Below are 21,170 nucleotides of genomic sequence, written 5' to 3'. Positions count from 1 at the left end.
AGCCCGGGCAGCCGGCGCTTTTTTGCGTTCCTGAAAGGGGAGATCGCCCATGACCACCCGCGAAGTACGCAGCGTCTGCCCCTACTGTGGCGTCGGTTGCGGCATTGTCATGAGCGTTGCCGACGGTAAGGTCAGCAAGATCAGCGGCGACAAGCAGCACCCGAGCAACTTCGGCCGCCTGTGCACCAAAGGCCTCACCGCCCACCTGCCACTGACCGCCGCCGGGCGCATGGAGGACGCTTACGTGCGCCAGCAACGCAGTCAGCAGCCGGCGCGCAGCAGCATGGACCAGGCCATTGCCCAGGCCGGCCAGCGCTTGCGCGGCATCATCGACCAGCACGGCGCGGACGCCGTGGCGCTGTATGTGTCCGGGCAGATGTCGCTGGAAGCCCAGTACCTGGCCAACAAACTGGCCAAGGGCTTTATCCGCACCCGGCATATCGAGTCCAACTCGCGGCTGTGCATGGCCAGTGCCGGCAGTGGCTACAAGCTGTCACTGGGCGCCGACGGCCCGCCCGGCAGCTACCAGGATTTCGACCGCGCCGAGGTGTTTCTGGTGATCGGCGCAAACATGGCCGACTGTCACCCGATCCTGTTCCTGCGCCTGCTCGACCGGGTCAAGGTCGGCGCCAAGCTGATCGTCGTCGACCCACGGCGCACTGCCACGGCCGACAAAGCCGACCTGTTCCTGCAGGTGCGCCCCGGCAGTGACATGGCCTTGCTCAACGGCCTGCTGCACCTGCTGCAGCATAACGGCCACACCGACCCCGCGTTCATCGCCCGTCACACCGAAGGCTGGGACGAGCTGGCGGCCTTTCTCGACGATTACACCCCGGAGCGCGTGGCCGCCATTACCGGCCTGCGTGAAGCCGACATCCGCCAGGCAGCAGAATGGATCGGCACTGCCGGGGAGTGGATGAGCTGCTGGACCATGGGCCTCAACCAGAGCGTCCACGGTACCTGGCACAGCAACGCCCTGTGCAACCTGCACCTGGCCACCGGCGCTATCTGCCGTCCCGGCAGCGGGCCGTTTTCGCTGACCGGCCAGCCCAATGCCATGGGCGGCCGCGAGATGGGCTACATGGGCCCCGGCCTGCCGGGCCAGCGTTCAGCGCTGGTGGCGGCGGACCGCGCCTTCGTCGAGGAGCAATGGCGCCTGCAACCGGGCAGCCTGCGCAGCGAGGGCGGCGAGGGTACGATCGCGTTGTTCGAGCAGATGAAGGCGGGCGAGGTGAAAGCCTGCTGGGTGATCTGCAGCAACCCGGTGGCCAGCGTTGCCAACCGCCAACAAGTGATCGACGGCCTGCGCCAGGCCGATCTGGTGATCACCCAGGACGCCTTCCTCGACACCGAGACCAACCGCTACGCCGACATCCTCCTGCCTGCCGCGCTGTGGGCCGAAGGCGAGGGCGTGATGATCAATAGCGAACGCAACCTGACGCTGATGCCACCTGCGGTCCAGGCCCCGGGCCAGAGCCTGGCGGACTGGCAGATCATTGCCCGGGTCGCCTGCGCCATGGGCTTCACCGAGGCCTTCGATTACCCCAACGCCGAGGCGGTGTACGACGAGATTCGGCGTTTCTGGAACCCGGCGACCGGCTACGACCTGCGTGGCGTCGGTTATGAACAATTGCGCCACGGTCCACGGCAATGGCCCTGCGCGCCGGGTCGCGAAGATGACCGCAGCCCACTGCGTTATCTGAACGACGGCAGCAGCCAGCCACTGTTGCACGATGCCGAGGGCAATGCACCTGCCCTGGCATTCCCCACCACCAGCGGCAAGGCGCGCTTCTTCGCTCGGCCCTGGCTGCCAGCCCCCGAACTGCCAGACGCCGACTACCCGCTGGTGCTCAACACCGGCCGCGTGCAGCACCAGTGGCACACCCTGACCAAGACCGGCAAGGTTCCGGCGCTGAACAAGCTGGAGCCTGGGCCCTTCGTTGAAGTCCACCCTGATGATGCTGCCCGCCTGGGCATCGCCGACAAGGACCAGGTTGCCATCCGCTCACGTCGCGGTCAGGCCATATTGCCAGCGCGCATCAGCGATCGGGTCATGCCCGGCAACTGCTTTGCGCCGTTCCACTGGAATGACCTGATCGGCGAGCAGCTGGCGATCAATGCCGTCACCTGCGCTGCAGTCGACCCGCTGTCGCTGCAGCCGGCGTTCAAACATTGCGCGGTGGCGCTGGAACGGGTTGCTGGCGAGCGCATCGATGCCCTTGAACTGAACACTGCCATCCCGGAGCTTGCCCGCATGCCGACCGCGTCCCTGTCCCGCCTGCTTGGCCTGGACACCCTGCCAGCTCCGGTGCTGGCGGATGACGAGCGTCATTACCTGCAGGGCTTCCTGCTCGGCCTCGACCAGGTGCGTGCCGAGGGCGTGCCCAGCCTGCCAGCCAGCGCGCCATTGGCTGCTTCGCGGCGGCTGTTCGTCGATGGTTTGCTGGCAGGTTTGTTTGCGCAACCAGCCGCCACCCCGGCCATCGCCGCGCCGCGCCACCAGGTGCTGTGGGCTTCGCAGACGGGCAATGGCGAGGCGCTTGCCGAGCGTTGCGCCGAGCGCCTGCGCAGCGCGGGTCTGAAGGTACAGGTCAGCTGCATGGAGGCGGTCAGCCCCAGCCAGTTGCAAGGCGCCGCCAGTGTGGTGCTGATCACCAGCACCTTCGGTGACGGTGACGCGCCTGACAGCGCCACGGCATTCTGGCAGGCGCTGCAGGGTGAGCAAGGCGCCTGCTGCGCGGAGCTGCCATACGCCGTGCTGGCCCTGGGTGACTCCAGTTACGACCAGTTCTGTGGCTTTGGCCGCAAGCTCGACCAGCGTCTGGCCGAACTGGGCGGGCGCCGCTTGCTGCAGCGAGTCGATTGTGAACCGGATTTTGACGAGGCATTCACCGGTTGGCTCGAAGCCTTGCTGCCCGTACTCGGCAGCACGGGGGCATCAGCACCCGTCAGTGCGCCATCGTCTGTCGCTCGTTACAGCAAGCAGCAGCCGTGGTCGGCCCCACTGATTGCCAATCAACTGCTCAATGGCCCGGGTGCGCGCAAGGAAACCCGCCAGCTGGTGTTCGACCTTTCCGGCAGCGGCTTCAGCTATGTCGCCGGTGATGCCTTGGGCGTATGGCCGCGCAACTGCCCGACGCTGGTCGAGGAATTGCTGGCGCTGATGCACCTCGATGGCCAGGCGTCGGTGGAATTGAAAGGGCAGCCGGCGATGCCACTGGCCGAGGCCCTGGAAAGCCATCTGGAAATCGCCAAGGTTACCCCGCAGCAACTGCAGGTGTTCAGTACGCATGCCGCCGACCTGCAGCGCCTGCTGCAACCCGAGTGCAAGGCCGAACTGCAGGACTGGCTGTGGGGCCGGCAGTTGGTCGACGTGCTGCGGGCGTTCCCTCAGCAGTTGCCGCTGGCCACTTGGCTCGATCTGCTCAAGCCGCTGCAGCCGCGGCTGTATTCGATCAGCTCAAGTCCATTGGCTCATCCGGACCAGGTACACCTGACCGTCTCTACGGTGCGCTATGGCGAGCGCAAAGGCGTGTGCTCCACCTTCCTCGCCGATCGGGCGAAATCACTGAAGGTGGCGATCTTCCCGCAGGTATCGAAGCACTTTCGTCTGCCCGAGGACGACACGGTGGCAGTGATCATGGTCGGCCCCGGCACCGGTATCGCGCCGTTCCTTGCCTTCCTCGAAGAACGTGAGGCACAGGGTGCCAAAGGGGGTAACTGGCTGTTCTTCGGCGAACAGTATGCGGCCACGGATTTCTACTATCAGGAACAGCTTCAGGCCTGGCAGGCGAGCGGGCATCTGCGCCTGGACACGGCGTTCTCGCGGGACCAGGCCGAGAAGATCTATGTACAGCAGCGCATGGTCGAACAGGGGGCGCAGTTGTGGCAGTGGTTGGAGGCGGGGGCGTACTTCTATGTGTGTGGTGATGCGCAGCGCATGGCCAAGGATGTGGATGCGGCGTTGCGTGAGGTCATAGCCGTGCACGGAGGCGTGGATGCCGATGCCTATGTCGAAGCGTTGAGCAAGGCCAAGCGGTACCGGCGTGATGTGTATTGATGTGCTCCAGGATGGGGAGTGTTGCACTTTAAATGTGCGTTGGCAGTGCCGGCCCTTTCGCGGGACAAGCCCGCTCCTACAGGTAATTTGTAGGAGCGGGCTTGTCCCGCGAAAGGGCCGGCACAGGAAAACACTATTGGCACGGTCTCTGCTTTACCTCTAGTACAACAAAGCCCACTGATCAACGGCGATCAACCTGGGCCACCCACCGTGATGAATACAGGCAAAGGCGCCTGGAGCTTCGGCTCCAGGCGCTTTTTTTTTGATCGAGGATCGGCTTATGAAGGCAACAGCGAGCGGGCAACGAGAGCGACTGGTCATCGTCGGCAACGGCATGGTCGGCCACCACTGCGTGGAGCAACTGGTCGAACGCGGTGCCCTTGAGCGCTTCGAGCTGCACGTGTTCGGTGAAGAGCGCCAGCGGGCCTACGACCGCGTTCACCTGTCGGAGTATTTTGCCGGCAGCTGTGCCGAGACCCTGGCCCTGTGTGGGCAGGACTACTACGGCAACAGCGGCGTGTACCTGCATCTGGGCGAAGCGGTGCTGGAGATCGACCGCGAACGCTGCGAGGTGGTGACTGCCGAGGGCCGCTACGGCTATGACCAGTTGGTCCTGGCCACGGGGTCCTACCCGTTCGTGCCTCCGATCGAAGGCTCCAGCGGCAACGCCCGCCTGGTCTACCGTACCCTCGACGACCTCGATGCCATTCGCGCTGCTGCCGGCCAGGCGCGCCGCGGCGTGGTAGTCGGTGGCGGCCTGCTCGGCCTGGAAGCCGCCAACGCATTGAAGTCCCTCGGCCTTGAGGCGCACGTGGTGGAATTCGCCCCGCGGCTGATGCCGGTGCAGCTGGACGGTGAAGGCGGCGCCGCGCTCAAGGCGCAGATCGAAGCGTTGGGCGTGGGCGTGCACCTGTCGCGTGCCACCCAGTCGATCTGCGCGGGTGAGGCCTACCGCTACCGCATGAATTTCGACGGCGGCGAACACCTGGAAACCGACCTGATCGTGTTCTCTGCCGGTATCCGCCCACAGGATGCCCTCGGCCGTGCCAGCGGCCTGGAGATCGCCGCACGCGGTGGCGTGGTGATCGACAACCACTGCCGCAGCAGCGACCCGCGCATCTTCGCCATCGGTGAATGCGCCTCGTGGAATGGCAGCGTGTTTGGCCTGGTCGCTCCGGGCTATAGCATGGCGCGCAACCTGGCTGCGTTGTTGACGGGCGAAGCCGCCAGCGCCTTCACCGGTGCCGACATGTCGACCAAACTCAAGCTGCTGGGCGTGGATGTCGGCTCCATCGGCGATGCCCACGGCGCCACGCCGGGTTCGCGCAGCTACCGCTTCATCGACGAGGCCAACAGCGCCTATCGCCGGCTGGTGGTGGATGCCAGCGGCAAGCACGTGCTCGGCGCGGTGCTGGTGGGCGACAACAGTTACTACGACACCCTGCTGCAGTACGCGCAGAACGGCATTGCCCTGCCGGCCGACCCGGCAGCGTTGATCCTGCCGCAGAGTGGCGGTGCGCCTGCGCTCGGCGCCGACGCGCTGCCCGACAGCGCGACCATCTGCTCGTGCCACAACGTCAGCAAGGGCGCGGTGTGCGCGGCCATCGACAGTGGCTGCGGCGACCTGGCTGCGGTCAAGGGCTGCACCAAGGCCGGCAGCGGCTGTGGCGGTTGCGCGGCGCTGCTCAAGCAGGTGTTCGAGCACGAGCTCACCGCCCGCGGCGTGACGGTCGACAAGAGCCTTTGCGAACACTTCGCCTACACCCGTCAGGAGCTCTACGGGCTGGTGCGGGTCGAGGGCATTCGCACCTTCAACGAATTGCTCGAACGCCACGGCAAGGGCCATGTCGGCTGCGACATCTGCAAGCCGGCGGTGGGCTCGATCCTCGCCTCGTGCTGGAACCAGCCGATCATGGACTCGGCGCTGGTGCCGCTGCAGGACACCAACGATACCTTCATGGCCAACATGCAGAAGAACGGCACCTACTCAGTGGTGCCGCGTATCCCGGGTGGCGAGATCACCCCTGACAAGCTGATCGTGATCGGTCAGGTGGCGAAAAAGTACGACCTCTACACCAAGATCACCGGCGGCCAGCGCATCGACCTGTTCGGCGCCCAGTTGCACGAGCTGCCGCTGATCTGGGGCGAGCTGATCGCAGCCGGCTTCGAGACCGGCCACGCCTATGGCAAGTCGACGCGCACGGTGAAGTCGTGCGTGGGCAGCACCTGGTGCCGCTACGGCGTGCAGGACAGTGTCGGCATGGCCCTGCGCCTGGAGGACCGCTACAAGGGCCTGCGCAGCCCGCACAAGCTCAAGTTTGCCGTATCCGGCTGCACTCGTGAGTGCGCCGAGGCGCAGAGCAAGGACATCGGCGTGATCGCCACCGACAAGGGCTGGAACCTGTACATCTGCGGTAACGGCGGGATGCGGCCGCGCCACGCCGAACTGTTCGCCACTGACCTGGACGACGAAACCCTGGTGCGTCTGATCGACCGTGTGCTGATGTTCTACATCCGCACGGCTGACAAGCTGCAGCGCACCTCGGTCTGGCGCGAAAGCCTGGAAGGCGGTCTGGAATACCTCAAGCAGGTGATCCTCGACGACAGCCTGGGCCTGGCGGCCGAGCTGGAGGCGCAAATGCAGCATGTGGTCGACCAGTATGAATGCGAATGGGCCAACGCCCTCAGCGACCCCGAGAAGCTCAAGCGCTTCCGCACCTTCGTCAACGACAAGCGCGCCGACCCGGACGTGCACTTTGTGCGCGAACGCGAACAACGCCGGCCGGCTGCACCGCTGCACCTGATCCCAAACGTCGAGGAGGCTGTCTGATGAACCTGTCCAATGCTGCTGTGAAAACCCAAGAGAACTGGCAGACGGTGTGCCAGGCCGATGACCTGGTGGCCGACTCCGGCGTGGTGGTGTGGCTCGACGGTGCACAGGTGGCGTTGTTCTACCTGCCGGGGCTGGAGCAGAGCCTGTATGCGGTGGACAACCGCGATCCGCGGTCGGGGGCCAACATTATCGGGCGTGGGCTGGTGGGTAGCTTGCAGGGGGAGCTGGTGGTGGCGGCGCCGTTGTACAAGCAGCACTTCAGCCTGCAGAGCGGGGCGTGCCTGGAGGATGCCGGGCAACGGCTGCGGGTGTGGCCGGTGCGGATGAAGGGTGGGGCGGTGGAGCTGGCGGTGGCGTGATAGACCGCTGGGGCTGCAGCGCAGCCCCGGATACACCGTAGCTGGCGATGCGGTAAGCTTGCCGGCATGAACCTCGACACCCGTATCAAGTACCGCCACCTGCTGTGTTTTCTGGAGATTGCCCGGCAGGGCAGCCTGGCCAGGGCGGCGGACATCCTGGCGATCAGCCAGCCGGCGATTTCCAAGACCCTCAAGGAGCTTGAGGACCTGCTCGAAGCACGCCTGTTCGAGCGCAGCCGCCAGGGTGTCGAGCTGACCCCGGCTGGCACGCGCTTCATGCGCTACGCCGGGCCCAGCGTTCAGGCGCTGCGTGATGGCGTCAGCAGCCTGCGTGGCGAAGCGCGGGCGCCGTCGCAGGTGCGCATTGGCGTGCTGTCGACTGTCGAGGGGCTGCTGATGCCCGAGGTACTGTGCCGCCTGCATCAGCGCCACGAGGCGCTGGTGATCAGCGTGGTGACCGGGATCAGTGCGCAGTTGCTCGGGCAACTGCGCCTGGGTGAGCTGGAGCTGGTAGTTGGGCGCATGACCGACAGCCCGCAGATCCAAGGGTTGTCGTTCGAGCACCTGTACAGCGAGTCAATGGCACTGGTGGTGCGCCCTGGCCATCCCTTGCTTTCCAGCGCACTGGTGGAGCGGCAGCGGGTAGGCCAGTATCCGTTGGTGCTGCCACCGCCGGGCACCACGATCCGCCAGCATGCTGACAGCCTGTTCGTGCAGTGCGGCATCCAGATGCCGGCGCAGCGTCTGGAGACCTTGTCGTTGGCATTGAGCCGTCGTTACCTGTTGGGTAGCGATGCGCTGTGGGTGGCGCCGCGTGATGCGGTGCTGCTGGATTTGCGCCGGGGTGAGCTGGCCGAACTGGATCTCGGAGTCCGTGAGCCGGGTGGTTCGGTGGGAATTTGCCGTAATGCGGCATTGCCGTTGAGCCTGCCGGGGCAGTGGGTTTGCGAGGTGCTGCGCGAGCTCGCTGAGCAGTATCGGGAGGGGCGGTATCCTTGAGGTGCATGCCGCAAGATTTTCAGCGCCTGTGAGATCGAGCGCCGCCCGCGCGGCGCATCGCGAGCTTTGCTCGCTCCTACTTTTGTTTTTGGCCAGTAACGCCTGTGACAGGCGCGCGCGACCGCCTTGTCTGTACGACGCGATATCGCGCCAAGCGCCAAGGCGTTCACGCGCAAATCCCCCAGGAATAACTGGCCCGAAACAAACGTAGGAGCGAGCGCAGCTCGCGATGCGCCGCGCGGGCGGCGCTCGATTTCACAGGCGCTGAAGATCTTGCGGCAGGCACTCAGAACCCCCCGAAATAAAAAGCCACAAAAACCAGGAAAACCCGGCACAAAGGGTCAATACTGGCCAATGGCTGTAAAGCTTCCATGAAGAAGCCTTTACCTACTGAACTTCCTTACGAAAACCCGCTCTTATGCCGGTAGCCATTGGTGATGGCCGCCTGATAAGCTCGCGGCTTTACCCTGATTGCCCTTATGGCGCATGAACAAGGAAATAGCATGAAACAGCATCGTCTGGCGGCTGCGGTTGCCCTGGTAGGCCTGGTACTGGCTGGCTGTGATCAACAAGCCAGCAGCCCCGAGCTGAAGACTCCGGCACAGAAAGCCTCCTACGGTATCGGCCTGAACATGGGCAAGAGCCTGGCTCAGGAAGGCATGGAAGACCTTGATTCGAAAGCGGTCGCCCTCGGCATCGAAGACGCTGTCGGCAAGAAGGAGCAACGCATCAAGGACGAAGAGCTGGTAGAAGCCTTCACCGCGCTGCAGAAGCGCGCCGAAGAGCGCCTGGCCAAGGCCAGCGAAGAAGCCGCCAGCGCCGGCAAGAAATTCCTCGAAGAAAACGCCAAGAAGCCTGGCGTGGTCACCACCGCCTCCGGCCTGCAGTACGAAGTCGTGAAGAAGGCCGACGGTCCGCAGCCGAAGCCGACCGACGTGGTCACCGTTCACTACGAAGGCAAGCTGATCGATGGCAAGGTGTTCGACAGCTCGGTCGAGCGCGGCAGCCCGATCGACCTGCCAGTCAGCGGTGTGATCCCGGGCTGGGTCGAAGGCCTGCAGCTGATGCACGTTGGCGAGAAGTACAAGCTGTTCATCCCGGCTGAGCTGGCCTACGGCGCCCAGAGCCCGAGCCCGCTGATCCCGGCCAACTCGGTTCTGGTGTTCGACCTGGAACTGATCGCCATCAAGGACCCTGCCCAGCTGCAGGGTGGCGAAGCGCCGGAAGCTGAAGCCCCGGCTGAAGCACCTGCCAAGTAATAACGGCTGGTACCTGCACAACGCCCCGTCCTGACGGGGCGTTGTCGTTTGTGGGGAATGATTCGGCGAACCTCATGCGGCTGCCATGGTCCGAGCAAGAGCAGTGTGAAGAAGCCGCAAGCGTCCTGACGCAAATCGTTTGCGGAACTGAAACGACTGTGTAAAAAACGCCCGATCTGACCGGGGCCCTTGCCTTGTGGGCGCCTGCCGTCACAAACTTCACCCTGTTCACAAGGTTATCCACAATAAATGTGGATAACCTTTCCCTGCTGGAGGCTCCATGAGCGCACCTTGGAATTTCGCCCGTTTCCTGCCCCTGGCCGAGCGCCTGCTCAGCCGCGGCCGGTTGCCGGCCTTGCTGTTCGCAGTGGCCCGCAAAGGCCCGCGCATCGGCCAGTTGCGCGACGACGTCAAACTGCTGCAGTCGCTGTGCCTGGCATGGTGGCGCGGTGAGTACCGTGCCATCAGCCCCAAGGCACTGGTGACTATCGTCGCCGGTTTGCTGTACTTCGTCAGCCCCATCGATGCCATCCCCGACTGGATTCTGGGCGTCGGTTTTCTCGATGACATCGCTGTACTCGGCTGGGTGTTGAAGACCGTGGCCGATGAGCTGGCGCGTTTCAAGGCCTGGCGCGACAGCCAGGCGCCTGAGCGCTTGCGGGTGGTCGAACGCCTTCCCGATACCCCCGAAGCGCTGCGCCTGGAGCGCAATACGCACTGAAATCGAGCAAGTCCCCACAGACTCCCGCGCTTGGTAATATAATTGGCATAAGCGTTATGCCTACGGATTACATGCGGTAATCCTTACGTAAGGGGGTTGTAATGGGTATTCAGGTCATTAGCCGGGACGGTCAGCCCGAGTACGCCGTCGTGCCCTGGGAGCAGTATCAGGCGCTGCTCAAGACAGCCGGGCAGACACCCGCCGAGGTGGATGTCGAATCAGCGCAACAGAGTTCCCCGGCAGCCAGCCTGCCCGCGTTCAGTGAAGTGGCACAGCTGCGCCAGGCCAAAGGCATCGCCCCTGAGCAGTTGGCGCGTAATGTCGGGGTGAGCCCGGCTTACCTGGCCATGATCGAATCGGGCGAGCGCCAGCCGGATGCTGCGATCCGCCGTGCCCTGGCGTGGCACCTCGGGGTAGCCGGCTGGAGCGAACCCTCATGAGCCAGGTCAGGATCAGCCGACAGCATTGGCAAAACCTGCTGGACGAGCTTGACCTGGCCCGCCGTCAACGCCACCTGCTCACCTACCGTGCGCTGATAGAGCGGCTGCAGTTGCCCAGCCCGGCCATGCAGACCCTCACCGCTGCGCTTGAGTACCTGGCGGTGCTCGATGCTCGTGCCGAGCAGCCGCTGCGCAGTTCGCTGGTCATCAGCCAGGGGGCCAGTCGCTTGCCGCGCACCGGCTTTTTCGAATGCGTGGAGCGCCTGGGGCGCTTCTCTGGGCCGGTGGATGGCATGGAGGCGGCGTCCTGGCATGCTTCCGAGGTTGTCAGGGTGTTCGAGTACAGCTATCCAGAGCATGCCTGAACCCTATGGAAGGGCTGCACCGGCCTCTTCGCGGGTATACCCGCGAAGAGGCCAGCACAGGCAATGCATCTCGATGGATCACGCCGCAGGGGTTGCCATCGGCATCCATTACATCCAGTTCCTTCAAGTCACCATTGCGGCCAAACAGTTCCATGATCTGCCCAAGCGTGGCATTCAGCCCCACCGTCGGTTGTTCCACCAGAGCCACAGGCAGCACCTGCGCCAGTAGCTGCTGACTCTCCCGCACCCCCAACTCCTGCGGCCGCCCCAGCAGGTATCCCTGCACCAGGTCCACCCCCATCTCGGTCAATACCGCCAGCTCTTGCGCCAGCTCGATCCCTTCGGCAATCACCTGCGCCTTCGACGCCCGGGCTATCTGCAGGATGGAGCCGACGAACTCGCGCTTGAGCGGGTCGCGGTGGATGCCATCGATGAAGTGGCGGTCGATCTTCACGTACTCGGGACGCAGCTCCGACCACAAGCGCAGGCTCGAATAGCCCGCGCCTAGGTCGTCCAGGGCGATGGAAAAGCCCATGTCGCGATAGTGGTGCAAGGCATTGGACAGCAGCTGGAAATCGTCGGTAGGCGTGTGCTCGGTCAGTTCGATCACTACCCGGCTGGGTGCCAGCCCCACTTGCTCGAGCAGCTTGAGGGTGCGCCCGGAAGGGTAGTGCGGTTCCAGCAGCGATTCAGGTGAGATGTTGAGAAACAGCTTGCCGTCGAGCCTCTGCTCGCTGAAGCGTCGGCACGCACTTTCCCGGCACGCGGCCTCCAGTTCGGTCAGGTGACCGGCCTGACGGGCGATGGTGAACAGGTTCAATGGAGAATGCAGCGGGCTGTTGGACGGGCCGCGGCTTAAAGCTTCATGGCCGAAGACACGCCGTTCGCTGAGGCAGATGATCGGTTGGAACAGGCTGTGAATGCTGCGCTGAGCCAGAATTGCGCTCAAGGCAGTGAGCTGTTCGGCGACGGTCATGGTGAATTCCTGAAGATGAAGAGGCCAGGCGCATGCCCCCCGGCCGATGTATTTCACGACAGTGCAGTGACCATTTGATGACAGCATGTATTAAATTGCCATCATTGTGGGGTAAACGGCATATTCGCCGTTGTATTGGCGTCAACGGCTGTGATGAAATCCCCGCACCTTTCATTTTTACAAAATTTGTCGTTCAGGGACGAACGTCAGCCAGTGCATTTGCGTGGTGGGCGCCCTGGGTCAGTGGATTGCTCGGGAGACGGGTTTGTCAGCTTCAAAATACAATATGCGCAGCACGGCCCTAGCCCTTGCCGTGGCAGTCGGCGTCAGCGGTTGCGCCAGCATCGAAGAGTTTTCCCATACCCATAGCCGTACGGCCAACTGCCTGCTGGGCGGCACGGTTGGGGCCCTGGCAGGGGCGGCTGCGGGGGCGCTCAGCAACAAGGGCAATGGTGCAGTTATCGGTGGTGCGGTCATTGGCGCAGCCGCCGGTTGCGGTGCGGCGCTGGCGTATAAGGACCGCATCGACCGTTTACGCAGCCTGGCCCAGGAAGAACACCTGCAACTTGACGTTGAAACCCTCAACACCCCGGCGGCCACCGCCAGTGCTGCACCACAGGAGGCGGGTTTCGTCGCCCAGGTGCAGGACGAGGGCATGTTCGCTGTCGGCAGTGCCCAACTCAGCCCCGACGGTGAGCGCCAGGTGCGCAAGTTGGCCAGCGCCTTCGGCGGCCAGCGCGATACAGCGATTCTGGTGGTTGGCCACACTGACGCCACCGGCAGCGCGAGCTTCAATCAGCAGCTTTCCGAGCGGCGGGCACGGGCGGTGGCCAGCATCCTTGCCGAGCAGGGTATTGCACGCCAGCGCATGTACTTCCAGGGGGCAGGGGCCTCACGCCCGGTTGCGGACAACAGTGACCCGCTGCAACGTGGCAAGAACCGTCGAGTCGAGTTCGTCGAGGTCAACGACACCGCCACACTGGTCAAGCGCGTGAATGCCGAGCAGAACAATCCCAAGTACCTGGCCCACGGCACGGCGACGGTGGCCAAGTCACCCGCTCGGCAGGCAAAGCCAGCTGGCAGCTTGCCCGCCAGGCCCAGCGCGACAGAAAAGACGGCGGCTCCCGCGGCAAGCGGGCCAGCATTGGTTGTCCGTAGCGGAACTTTGATCGATTTCGGCGGGGAGGCAGTTTCCAGCAGCCAATGGACACTGGGGCAGACCATCACACCGAAAAGCGGTGGCTTCACACTGGTGTCCCCAGCTTATGCCAGCACCATCCCGGTGAGCAGCTGCGAGGCCGACCAGCCACGCGAAAGCGGCAAGGTGTTCAATCTCGCCAGTGGCCAGGCACTCGACAGCCATCCGACCGCCGACTATCTGCCGGGCTACAACAACCGCGTTTGGGCGCAAACGGTCAATGGTCACCTGGTGACCATTTCGCCAGTGTCGATCCTGCGTATGGATGCGGCGGTCGATCGCCAGCCGTTTATCCAGGTTGTGACTGACTACGCCAAGGGCAATCGCAAGGCGCTGATCAAGGCCGATGCGGTAGCCAACACCTATGAAGGTGAAGACCGCGTGCTGTACCGGGTGTTCCTCAAAGATCCGCAAGCGCCGGTGTCCTGCATGGACGTGGTATTCAGCAAGGGCAGCGCCAAGGCCACCGATGGCGCGCTGTTCTACCCCCGCCGCGACGGCGAAACCTTTACCGCCCGGTTCGTGCCGGTTCGTACCTGAAACAGGGAAGACACATGCAAGCGTTCAGTTTCAACGAGTTGATGGCATTGGTCGTGGCCAACCGGCTGATCAGTGCCGGGGTCATGCTGGCCCTGGTTGCGGCGATCCTGTGCGTTATGCACTGGAAACAAGTGGTGTATACCGCCATGCGTGTCTGGCACGGCCTGCCGCTGATCGGCACGGTCGCCCGCCTGGCCCGGGCCAGTACCATTGCCGACAAGCGCAAATGGCTACTGAGCGAAACCACTTTGTGCGACGCCTATTACGACTATTACCAGGATGTCGGTGAAAAGAACGCCGAGTACTACAACAAGTGCGAAGCATATCTGGACGCCATCGGTGAAAGCGATCGCCGTGAACGTCCGCTCTGGGTCCTGGTGTTGACCTTCTTGCTTATCCTGTTCGAAGCCGTCGGTTTCGCCTATGTCCTGGTACCGTTCATCAACCAGAACCTTTCGAGCAACGACCAGACCTACCTGGGCTGGATGGCGGCGTTCTTGCTGTCGATCATCTCTGCCGGCTTCGCCGAAGCGGCAGGTCGCGCCATTCACCATAATGCCCTGGTCAGCAAGGCTCGGCACTGGTGGGAGAGCGACCCCGAGCGGGGCAGCAATGCTTTGAAGCAACTGCCGGGTATCCGCATCAAGGATACCTACAGCGATAACGGTGCCAAGGACTACAACCGTATCCTCGCGCGCCTCAATACCAATCACACAGTCACGCCCAAGCGCGGTTGGATCATCGGTTGTGCCCTGGTCGTGTTGATCATGGCCAGTGCGGCGTTTGGCATTCGTGCCTACCAGCTCAAGAGCATCGAGACCGAGATGGTCGGCAACCCGGACATCTTTGCCCAGCAGGTCGAGGGCGAAGCCAGCCCGTTCGAGCTGCCCGATGACTCGGCGACCCTGAACCAGCAGGCCAGCGACAACACCCTGACCGACAAGATGGACGCCATCCGCAGTGCGTCGCTGATCACCTTCGTCGTGCTGTCGGTCATTTACATCGCCATCCAGGCAGTGAGCGTCTGGCTGGCCTCAATCTTCGGTTTCGCGGGTGTGGAGTCGAAGAAGGCCTGGGCGTATTCGCATGCCTTCAACAATGCTGACGAACTCGAACGCTGGATGGAAAACCAGCGCATCCGTATCAGTGCCCATGCCGACCACAAGTTGCGCAAGCTGCAGATGAAGCTGTCGCGTCGCCCGACCACCAACCCGGACGTGGCGGTGGCCATTGACGCCTCGCAGAACCGCGACTTCAACGCCTTCGTGCGCCTGCGCCAGGAAGACAGCCATGCCCGCCAGGTGGCCACTGCCAGCCCAGCCAAGGTAGAGCCGGGCTCGCCAGCCGAAGCCGCGCCGCAGGATGTTGTCGCGGCGCCTCGGGAAGCCTTGCCCGAGATGCCTGCCGCAGCCCTGGACGCCTTGCGTAAAAAGGATCTGACGGGCTACAGCGACGAGCAGTTGCGCACCATCTGCCAGGCCAAGGGGTTTGACCTCGGTGCGGTGCTGGGACTGCGCGATGAACAGAAATTGTTGAAAGACTTCGAAGGCGTCTGAATGAAGCTCAAGACCTTGTTCGCCGCACTGTTCTGCCTGCCTGCGCTGGCCCAGGCCAGCGAGCGCAACGACGTTCCCGACTGCTATGGCCATGCCAGGATTGATGCGTTCCGCCAGGCGGGCAGCGGACGTGAGCTGACGGTGATCGTTGACCAGACCATCCCGATGCCCGAGAGCATCCAGAAAGCCGCCTGGGCCCAGGTAAACCATTTCGTCGGCCCTGGCGACAAGCTGCGCCTGTACAGTTTCTCGGCATTCGTGCCGGGCAAGTACATGCAGCTGCGTTTCGCCGGCGAACTGAATACACCTCTGCCAGGCAATGTTCGTGATGATGTCGGTATGCAGTCGCTGCGTACTTTCGACAAATGTCTAGTGCAGCAGCAGGCGTTCTTGCACAAGAAATTCGGGCAGGTATTCGTCCAGAGCCTTCGTGAGGCGACCGAGGACATTCCGCGCAGCGAGATTTTTCATTCGCTGCGCGACATTGGTAACGACCTGGCCTCACGCCCGGCCGACGAGCGCGTGATCCTGCTGCTGTCGGACATGCTGGAAAACAGTGACTTCGGGAGTTTCTACGCCAACAACCGAATTCGTGACCTCAACCCGGCGGCTGAGCTCAAGCGTGTTGGCGAGCGCCAGTTGTTTGCCAACCTGCAGGGGGCCCGCGTTTATGTCGCTGGCGCCGGACTGGTGACCCAGGACGTCAAGCACGCCTACCGTTCGGGCAAGACCATGGAGCAGTTGCAGCAATTCTGGAGCGGCTATTTCGCCGGCTCCAACGCCTCGCTGGCGGCATTTGGCACACCGAGCCTGAATGTCGACCTGCAGTAAACGGGCGAAAAAAAGGGGCGAACATGCAAATGTTCGCCCCTTTTTCTTTCAGCCTGTGCTGAGCGTTACTTCTTGGCCATCTTGGTGCTTTCGCTCAGGTAGTCGATGAGGATGCGACCGGTCTCGGCCAGGTAGGCGTCGTCTTCCGGCTTGGTCTTGTCATCCTCTTCCGGCAGGGCGTCCTCGTCGACTTTCTTCAGCTCCTTGAGCGGCTCCTCACCCTTGGCCTTGCGACGGATGTTCTCCATCGCCAGTTGCTTGGCTTCGACGTCATCGTGGCGGACGCGGCGCTCCTGCTCGTTGAGGCTGACGGTCTTCTCGTCCATCAACTTCTGGGTCAGGGCCAGGCGGTCACGGATGTAGGTGAACTCGGCATCCTTGGCGCTGCGTGCGTCATGCTTGGCCTTGAGGTCAGTCAGGAACGGCTTGAACGGGTCGACTGCTGGCTTGACCACCGGGCGGATGGTGTCCCACGGCATGGCCTCAGGCAGGGCGCTTTCGCCGATTTCCTTGGTGTCGATGATCGACGGGTAGTCGATGTCCGGGAGCACGCCCTGGTGCTGGGTGCTCTGCCCGGAGACCCGGTAGAACTTGGCCAGGGTCAGCTTCAGCTCGCCATGGTTGAGGGGCTGGATGGTCTGCACGGTGCCTTTGCCGAAGGTCTGGCCACCGATGATCAGCGCACGGTGGTAGTCCTGCATGGCGCCGGCAAAGATCTCCGAGGCTGAGGCCGACAGGCGGTTGACCAGCAGCGCCATCGGGCCTTTGTAGAATGCGCCCGGGTTTTCGTCTTCGAGCACGTCGACACGGCCGTCGCTGTTGCGTACCAGCACGGTCGGGCCTTTCTCGATGAACAGGCTGGTCAGCTCGGTGGCTTCCTGCAGGGAACCCCCGCCGTTGTTGCGCAGGTCGATGACCACGCCGTCGACTTTTTCCTTCTGCAGTTCGGTGAGCAGTTTCTTCACGTCGCGCGTGGTGCTCTTGTAGTCTGGGTCACCGGCACGGTAGGCCTTGAAGTCCAGGTAGAAGGCCGGGATCTCGATGATGCCGAGCTTGTAGTCACGCCCGTCCTGTTTGAGCTTGAGCACCGACTTCTTCGCCGCCTGCTCCTCGAGCTTCACGGCTTCGCGGGTGATCGAGACGATCTTGCTGGTCTGGTCGCTTGGTGCATTGTTGGCCGGGATGACCTCCAGGCGCACCACCGAGCCTTTCGGGCCACGGATCAGCTTGACCACTTCGTCCAGGCGCCAGCCGACCACGTCGACCATTTCCTTGTTGCCCTGGGCGACGCCGATGATCTTGTCCGCCGGTGCTACCTGCTTTGTCTTGGCGGCCGGGCCTGCCGGCACCAGGCGCACGATCTTGACCTGGTCGTTGTCGCTCTGCAGCACCGCGCCGATGCCTTCGAGCGACAGGCTCATGTTGATGTCGAAGTTCTCGGCGTTGTCTGGCGACAGGTAGTTGGTGTGCGGGTCGTAGGACTGGGCGAAGGTATTGATGTAGGCCTGGAAGATGTCCTCGGCACGGGTCTGGTCCAGGCGCGCCAGCTGGTTCTTGTAGCGCTTGGTCAGGGTTTCCTGGATCTGCTTCGGCTCTTTGCCGGCGATCTTCTGGCGCAGCACCTCGTCCTTGACGCGCTTGCGCCACAGGTCGTCGAGCGCGGCCTGGTCCTTCTCCCACGGGGCATCCTTGCGGTCGATCAGCAAGGTTTCGTGGGTGGTGAAGTCCATCTTGTCGACGCCCTTGGCCAATTCGCCCAGGGCGAAGTCCAGGCGCTGCTTGACGCGGTCGAGGTAGCGCTTGTAGATGGTGAAGCCAGGGTCGAGGTTGCCGCTCTTGAGGAAGTCGTCGAACTGCGTCTTCCACTTGTCGAATTCGGCGATGTCGGCTGCGGTGAAGTAGCTGCGGGCCGGGTCGAGCAGCTTGATGTAGCTGTCGTAGATGATCACCGAGCGGGCGTCATCGAGCGGCGGCTTGCTGTAGTGGTGACGCTTGAGCAGTTCCACCACGTTGAGGCTGGCGACGATTTCGTCGCGGTCCGGCTGCAAGCTGTCCCACTTGTTGGCGGCCGCCGCATTGCCGCCGAGCGTGAGGCTGCCCAGGCCAACCATCAGGGCCAGGGCGGTGCTTGGGAGGAAATGCTTCATGCTGATTCGACGTGGAGGCAATTGATCACGCATAGTAGGCCGTCTTTTCCGTTCGCCGGTTCCATCGGAGCCGGACAAATACTGCAAAAAGCCTGGGGAGCGGGCTCCTCAGGCTCAGTCTGTGATTTAACTATGGAGGCACTGTGAAGGCATTGCAAGGCGTTGACGGACATGTGGCCTGGGTCGAGGCCGAACGCCCGGCCTGTGACGCGGGCCAAGTGCGCATTCGAGTGGCTGCTGCGGGGCTGAACCGCGCCGATCTGCTGCAGATGAAGGGCCTGTATCCACCGCCGCCAGGCGCCAGCCCGTACATGGGCCTGGAGTGCGCCGGGGTGATCGAGGAAGTCGGTGCCGGCGCTGATTGGCGCGTGGGCGACCGTGTTTGCGCGCTGCTGGCCAGCGGTGCCATGGCTGAAGAAGTGGTAGTCGATGCCCGCCATGTATTGCCGGTACCAGAGGGCTTGAGCCTGCACGAAGCGGCGGCGCTGCCGGAGGTGTATGCCACGGCGTGGCTGAACATCTTCCAGCTGGGCAAGGTGAAGGCCGGTGAAAAAATGCTGGTGCATGCTGGCGCCAGTGGCGTGGGCTCGGCGGCGATCCAGTTGTGCAAGGCGTTTGGCAGCCCGGTATGGGTCAGTGTCGGTTCCCAGGACCGTCTGGACTACTGTGAGGCGCTGGGTGCTGCGGGTGGCGTGGTGCGTAACCAGAACCTCGACGCGCTGGAAGGCTTCGGGCCGTTCGATGTGATTCTGGACCCGGTGGGTGCCAGCTATGGCGAGCTCAACCTGAAACTGCTGGCCCGTGACGGGCGTTGGGTGATCATCGGCCTGATGGGCGGGCGCAAGTTCGAGCTGGACCTGGCCCAGGTGCTGGGCAAGCGCCTGGAGATTACCGGCTCGACCCTGCGCAACCGCGATGACGGCTTCAAGGCCGAGCTGCTGCGCGAACTGCAGCAGCAGGTGTGGCCGCTGTTTGCCGAAGGGCGCCTGTCGCCGCAATTGGTCGATACCTACCCGGTGGAGTTTGCCCAGGCGGCGTATGCGGAGCTTGAGAGCAACCAGGTGTCCGGCAAGCTGGTGATGATCATCGACCCTAGCCTGGCTTAAGCAGGCCAGGCCTTTGCGGGGCAAGCCCGCTTCTACAGGCCCATCACCGGATTCAAGGCCGGCGACGCACCTGTAGGAGTGGGCTTGCCCCGCGAAAGGGCCGGTACAGGTGCCTGAGATCTCAGCTCCAGCTCAACACCGGCCAGCCATTAGTCTCGGCATGCTCCCTGAGCACCGCGTCCGGGTTCACCACATGCGGATGATCGACCTTCAGCAACAGCGGCAGGTCATTGCGCGAATCGGAATAGAAACTCGCGCCTTCCAGGTTCTCCTGCTCCTGGTCCAGCCATTCCAGCAAACGGGTGATCTTGCCCTCGCGGTAGGTCAGCACCCCGTGGGTATTGCCGGTATACACCCCGTTCACCGCTTCCAGCTCGATCGCCAGGTACTCATCCACCCCCAGCCGCGCCGCAATCGGCCCGACCAGGTGCGTGCCTGAGGCGGAAATGATCAGGATCCGGTCACCGCGTCGGCGATGCTCGGCAATGCAGCGGCAGGCGTCGCCGTAGATGATCGGCTCGATCACCTCCTCGACCCACGGCTCCACCAGATGCTCGACTTCCTCCAGCGTGCGTCCGGCAATCGGCTCCAGGCTGAAGGCCATGTAATCCTCCATCTGCAAGTGGCCCTTGCCGTAGGCCTCCATCAGTTCATGGTCGCGGCGCAGGAACTCCTTGCCATCGACCCAGCCCAGCCGGGCCATCTGTTCACTCCACAGCGACGCGCAGTCGCCGTGGATCAGGGTTTCGTCCAGATCGAAAATTGCCAGTGCCATCTTGCTGATTCTCCTTAGGCCACTTCGCGCAGCGCCGTGGGGTCGATCGACAGGGAAACCCGCTGGCCGTCGGCATGCAGGTCCTCGGGCGAACGGTTGAGCACGTCGACCACCAGTTCCACCTCACGCACTTTTACGCGGTAGCGGATGACGTTGCCAAGCAGGCTGTGACTGCGCACCTCGGCGTCCAGTTCACCGTTGACGCCCAGGGTGATCGACTCCGGGCGGATTGCCAAGCGGCCGGCCACCGGGCGTTGCAGCAGGCGGCTGGCGCTGTCGGCGTCGAGCAGGTTGTAGTTGCCGATGAAACCGGCGGCGAACAGGTCCACCGGCTCTGTGTAGAGGGTTTCGGCATCGCCGCTCTGGACGATGCGCCCCTGGTTCATCAGGAAGATGCGGTCGGACATGGTCAGCGCCTCCTCCTGGTCGTGGGTGACGAAAATGGTGGTCAGCCCAAGCTCGCGCTGGATCGCGCGGATCTGCTCACGCAGGTGCTTGCGAATGCGCGCATCCAGCGCCGACAGCGGTTCGTCGAGCAGCAGCAGGCGCGGGCGGGTGACCAGCGAACGGGCCAGGGCCACGCGCTGGCACTGGCCGCCGGACAGCTGGTGCGGGTAGCGCCCGGCGAAGTTGCCCAGTTCCACCAGGTCCAACGCTTCACGCACACGCTGCTGGCTTTCATCGGCCTTGACCTTCTGCATGCGCAGGCCGAAGGCCACGTTCTGCTCCACGGTCATGTTGGGGAACAGCGCATAGCTCTGGAACACCATGCCGATGCCACGCTTCTGCGGGCTTACCGGCACGATGTCTTGGCCGTCGAGGAGGATCTTGCCACCGTCCACCGGGGTCAGGCCGGCGATGCAGCGCAGCAGGGTGGACTTGCCGCAGCCGGACGGGCCGAGCAGGGTAACGAATTCGCCGCGTTCGATCTGGCAGTCGATGTGCTCGAATACCGGGCTGCCGGCATAGCTTTTTTGCAGGTTATGTACGCTGACGAAGCTCATG

16 protein-coding genes are annotated in these 21,170 nt (G+C 63.5%); 12 read left to right on the top strand and 4 right to left on the bottom strand.

Going from position 1 to position 21,170, the window contains the following annotated elements:
- The first annotated feature begins 49 nt into the window (after nt 1-49).
- The 8 genes from ACOKS3_RS22380 (at nt 50) to ACOKS3_RS22345 (ending at nt 11,036) form a co-directional block, all read left to right on the top strand.
- Entirely contained in the window at nt 50-4,060 is a 4,011-nt protein-coding gene (locus tag ACOKS3_RS22380; RefSeq protein ID WP_422762968.1) for a molybdopterin-dependent oxidoreductase, read from the top strand.
- A 280-nt stretch (nt 4,061-4,340) separates the two neighbouring features.
- The gene (gene nirB / locus ACOKS3_RS22375) at nt 4,341-6,890 is read left to right on the top strand and encodes a nitrite reductase large subunit NirB (protein ID WP_422762969.1); all 2,550 of its coding nucleotides are present in this window, start codon (nt 4,341-4,343) and stop codon (nt 6,888-6,890) included.
- Complete coding sequence (nirD, locus tag ACOKS3_RS22370; RefSeq protein ID WP_103449545.1) at nt 6,890-7,252, top strand: nitrite reductase small subunit NirD; 363 nt, start codon at nt 6,890-6,892, stop codon at nt 7,250-7,252. Before nirB ends, nirD begins: the two co-directional genes overlap by 1 nt.
- Nucleotides 7,253-7,318: 66 nt before the next feature.
- Complete coding sequence (pcaQ, locus tag ACOKS3_RS22365) at nt 7,319-8,251, top strand: pca operon transcription factor PcaQ (protein ID WP_103449546.1); 933 nt, start codon at nt 7,319-7,321, stop codon at nt 8,249-8,251.
- Between the two features lie 503 nt (nt 8,252-8,754).
- Complete coding sequence (locus tag ACOKS3_RS22360) at nt 8,755-9,510, top strand: FKBP-type peptidyl-prolyl cis-trans isomerase (RefSeq protein WP_027918134.1); 756 nt, start codon at nt 8,755-8,757, stop codon at nt 9,508-9,510.
- Between the two features lie 280 nt (nt 9,511-9,790).
- Nucleotides 9,791-10,231, top strand: a complete 441-nt coding sequence (locus tag ACOKS3_RS22355) for a YkvA family protein (protein ID WP_054886433.1) — start codon at nt 9,791-9,793, stop codon at nt 10,229-10,231.
- Nucleotides 10,232-10,332: 101 nt separating this feature from the next.
- Entirely contained in the window at nt 10,333-10,671 is a 339-nt protein-coding gene (locus tag ACOKS3_RS22350; RefSeq protein WP_422762970.1) for a helix-turn-helix domain-containing protein, read from the top strand.
- Entirely contained in the window at nt 10,668-11,036 is a 369-nt protein-coding gene (locus ACOKS3_RS22345) for a hypothetical protein (protein WP_060509068.1), read from the top strand. The genes ACOKS3_RS22350 and ACOKS3_RS22345 overlap by 4 nt, the downstream gene beginning before the upstream one ends.
- On the opposite strand, the gene ACOKS3_RS22340 is transcribed toward ACOKS3_RS22345, so the two are convergent.
- The gene (locus tag ACOKS3_RS22340) at nt 10,999-12,012 is read right to left on the bottom strand and encodes an EAL domain-containing protein (RefSeq protein WP_103449549.1); all 1,014 of its coding nucleotides are present in this window, start codon (nt 12,010-12,012) and stop codon (nt 10,999-11,001) included. The two genes, ACOKS3_RS22345 and ACOKS3_RS22340, sit on opposite strands and share 38 nt — an antisense overlap.
- A gap of 286 nt (nt 12,013-12,298) precedes the next feature.
- On the opposite strand from ACOKS3_RS22340, the gene ACOKS3_RS22335 reads away from it, so the two are divergent.
- Genes ACOKS3_RS22335 through ACOKS3_RS22325 form a run of 3 tightly spaced genes read left to right on the top strand, consistent with a single transcriptional unit; the run spans nt 12,299 to nt 16,137 of the window.
- A complete protein-coding gene (locus ACOKS3_RS22335) occupies nt 12,299-13,750 on the top strand; it encodes an OmpA family protein (protein ID WP_422762971.1) in 1,452 nt (483 codons plus the stop codon).
- 14 nt (nt 13,751-13,764) lie between these two features.
- Nucleotides 13,765-15,306, top strand: coding sequence for a hypothetical protein (locus tag ACOKS3_RS22330; protein WP_103449551.1), 1,542 nt, complete (start codon nt 13,765-13,767; stop codon nt 15,304-15,306).
- Nucleotides 15,307-16,137: a hypothetical protein gene (locus tag ACOKS3_RS22325; RefSeq protein ID WP_103449552.1), complete on the top strand. Its 831-nt coding sequence runs from the start codon at nt 15,307-15,309 to the stop codon at nt 16,135-16,137. It begins immediately after the preceding gene.
- A 65-nt stretch (nt 16,138-16,202) separates the two neighbouring features.
- Here ACOKS3_RS22325 and ACOKS3_RS22320 read toward each other — a convergent pair whose 3' ends face one another.
- Nucleotides 16,203-18,284: a carboxy terminal-processing peptidase gene (locus tag ACOKS3_RS22320; protein ID WP_422762972.1), complete on the bottom strand. Its 2,082-nt coding sequence runs from the start codon at nt 18,282-18,284 to the stop codon at nt 16,203-16,205.
- 143 nt (nt 18,285-18,427) lie between these two features.
- Here ACOKS3_RS22320 and ACOKS3_RS22315 point away from each other — a divergent pair, with 143 nt between their 5' ends.
- Nucleotides 18,428-19,390 carry an NAD(P)H-quinone oxidoreductase gene (locus ACOKS3_RS22315; protein WP_422762973.1) on the top strand — a complete coding sequence of 321 codons (963 nt, stop codon included), beginning with the start codon at nt 18,428-18,430 and terminating at the stop codon, nt 19,388-19,390.
- A gap of 121 nt (nt 19,391-19,511) precedes the next feature.
- On the opposite strand, the gene ACOKS3_RS22310 is transcribed toward ACOKS3_RS22315, so the two are convergent.
- Together ACOKS3_RS22310 and ACOKS3_RS22305 are read right to left on the bottom strand one after the other, a co-directional pair.
- Complete coding sequence (locus ACOKS3_RS22310) at nt 19,512-20,165, bottom strand: HAD family hydrolase (RefSeq protein WP_103449555.1); 654 nt, start codon at nt 20,163-20,165, stop codon at nt 19,512-19,514.
- A gap of 14 nt (nt 20,166-20,179) precedes the next feature.
- On the bottom strand, nt 20,180-21,169 hold the full coding sequence (locus tag ACOKS3_RS22305; RefSeq protein WP_103449556.1) for an ABC transporter ATP-binding protein: 990 nt from the start codon (nt 21,167-21,169) through the stop codon (nt 20,180-20,182).
- Nucleotide 21,170: the final 1 nt, after the last annotated feature.

Origin of the sequence: Pseudomonas sp. HS6-2 (assembly GCF_049325675.2) — a bacterium.
In the GTDB taxonomy this organism is placed as follows: Bacteria; Pseudomonadota; Gammaproteobacteria; order Pseudomonadales; family Pseudomonadaceae; genus Aquipseudomonas; species Aquipseudomonas putida_N.
The sequence above is the reverse complement of the archived record's forward strand: the minus strand, read 5'-3'. Positions and strand labels throughout refer to the sequence as shown.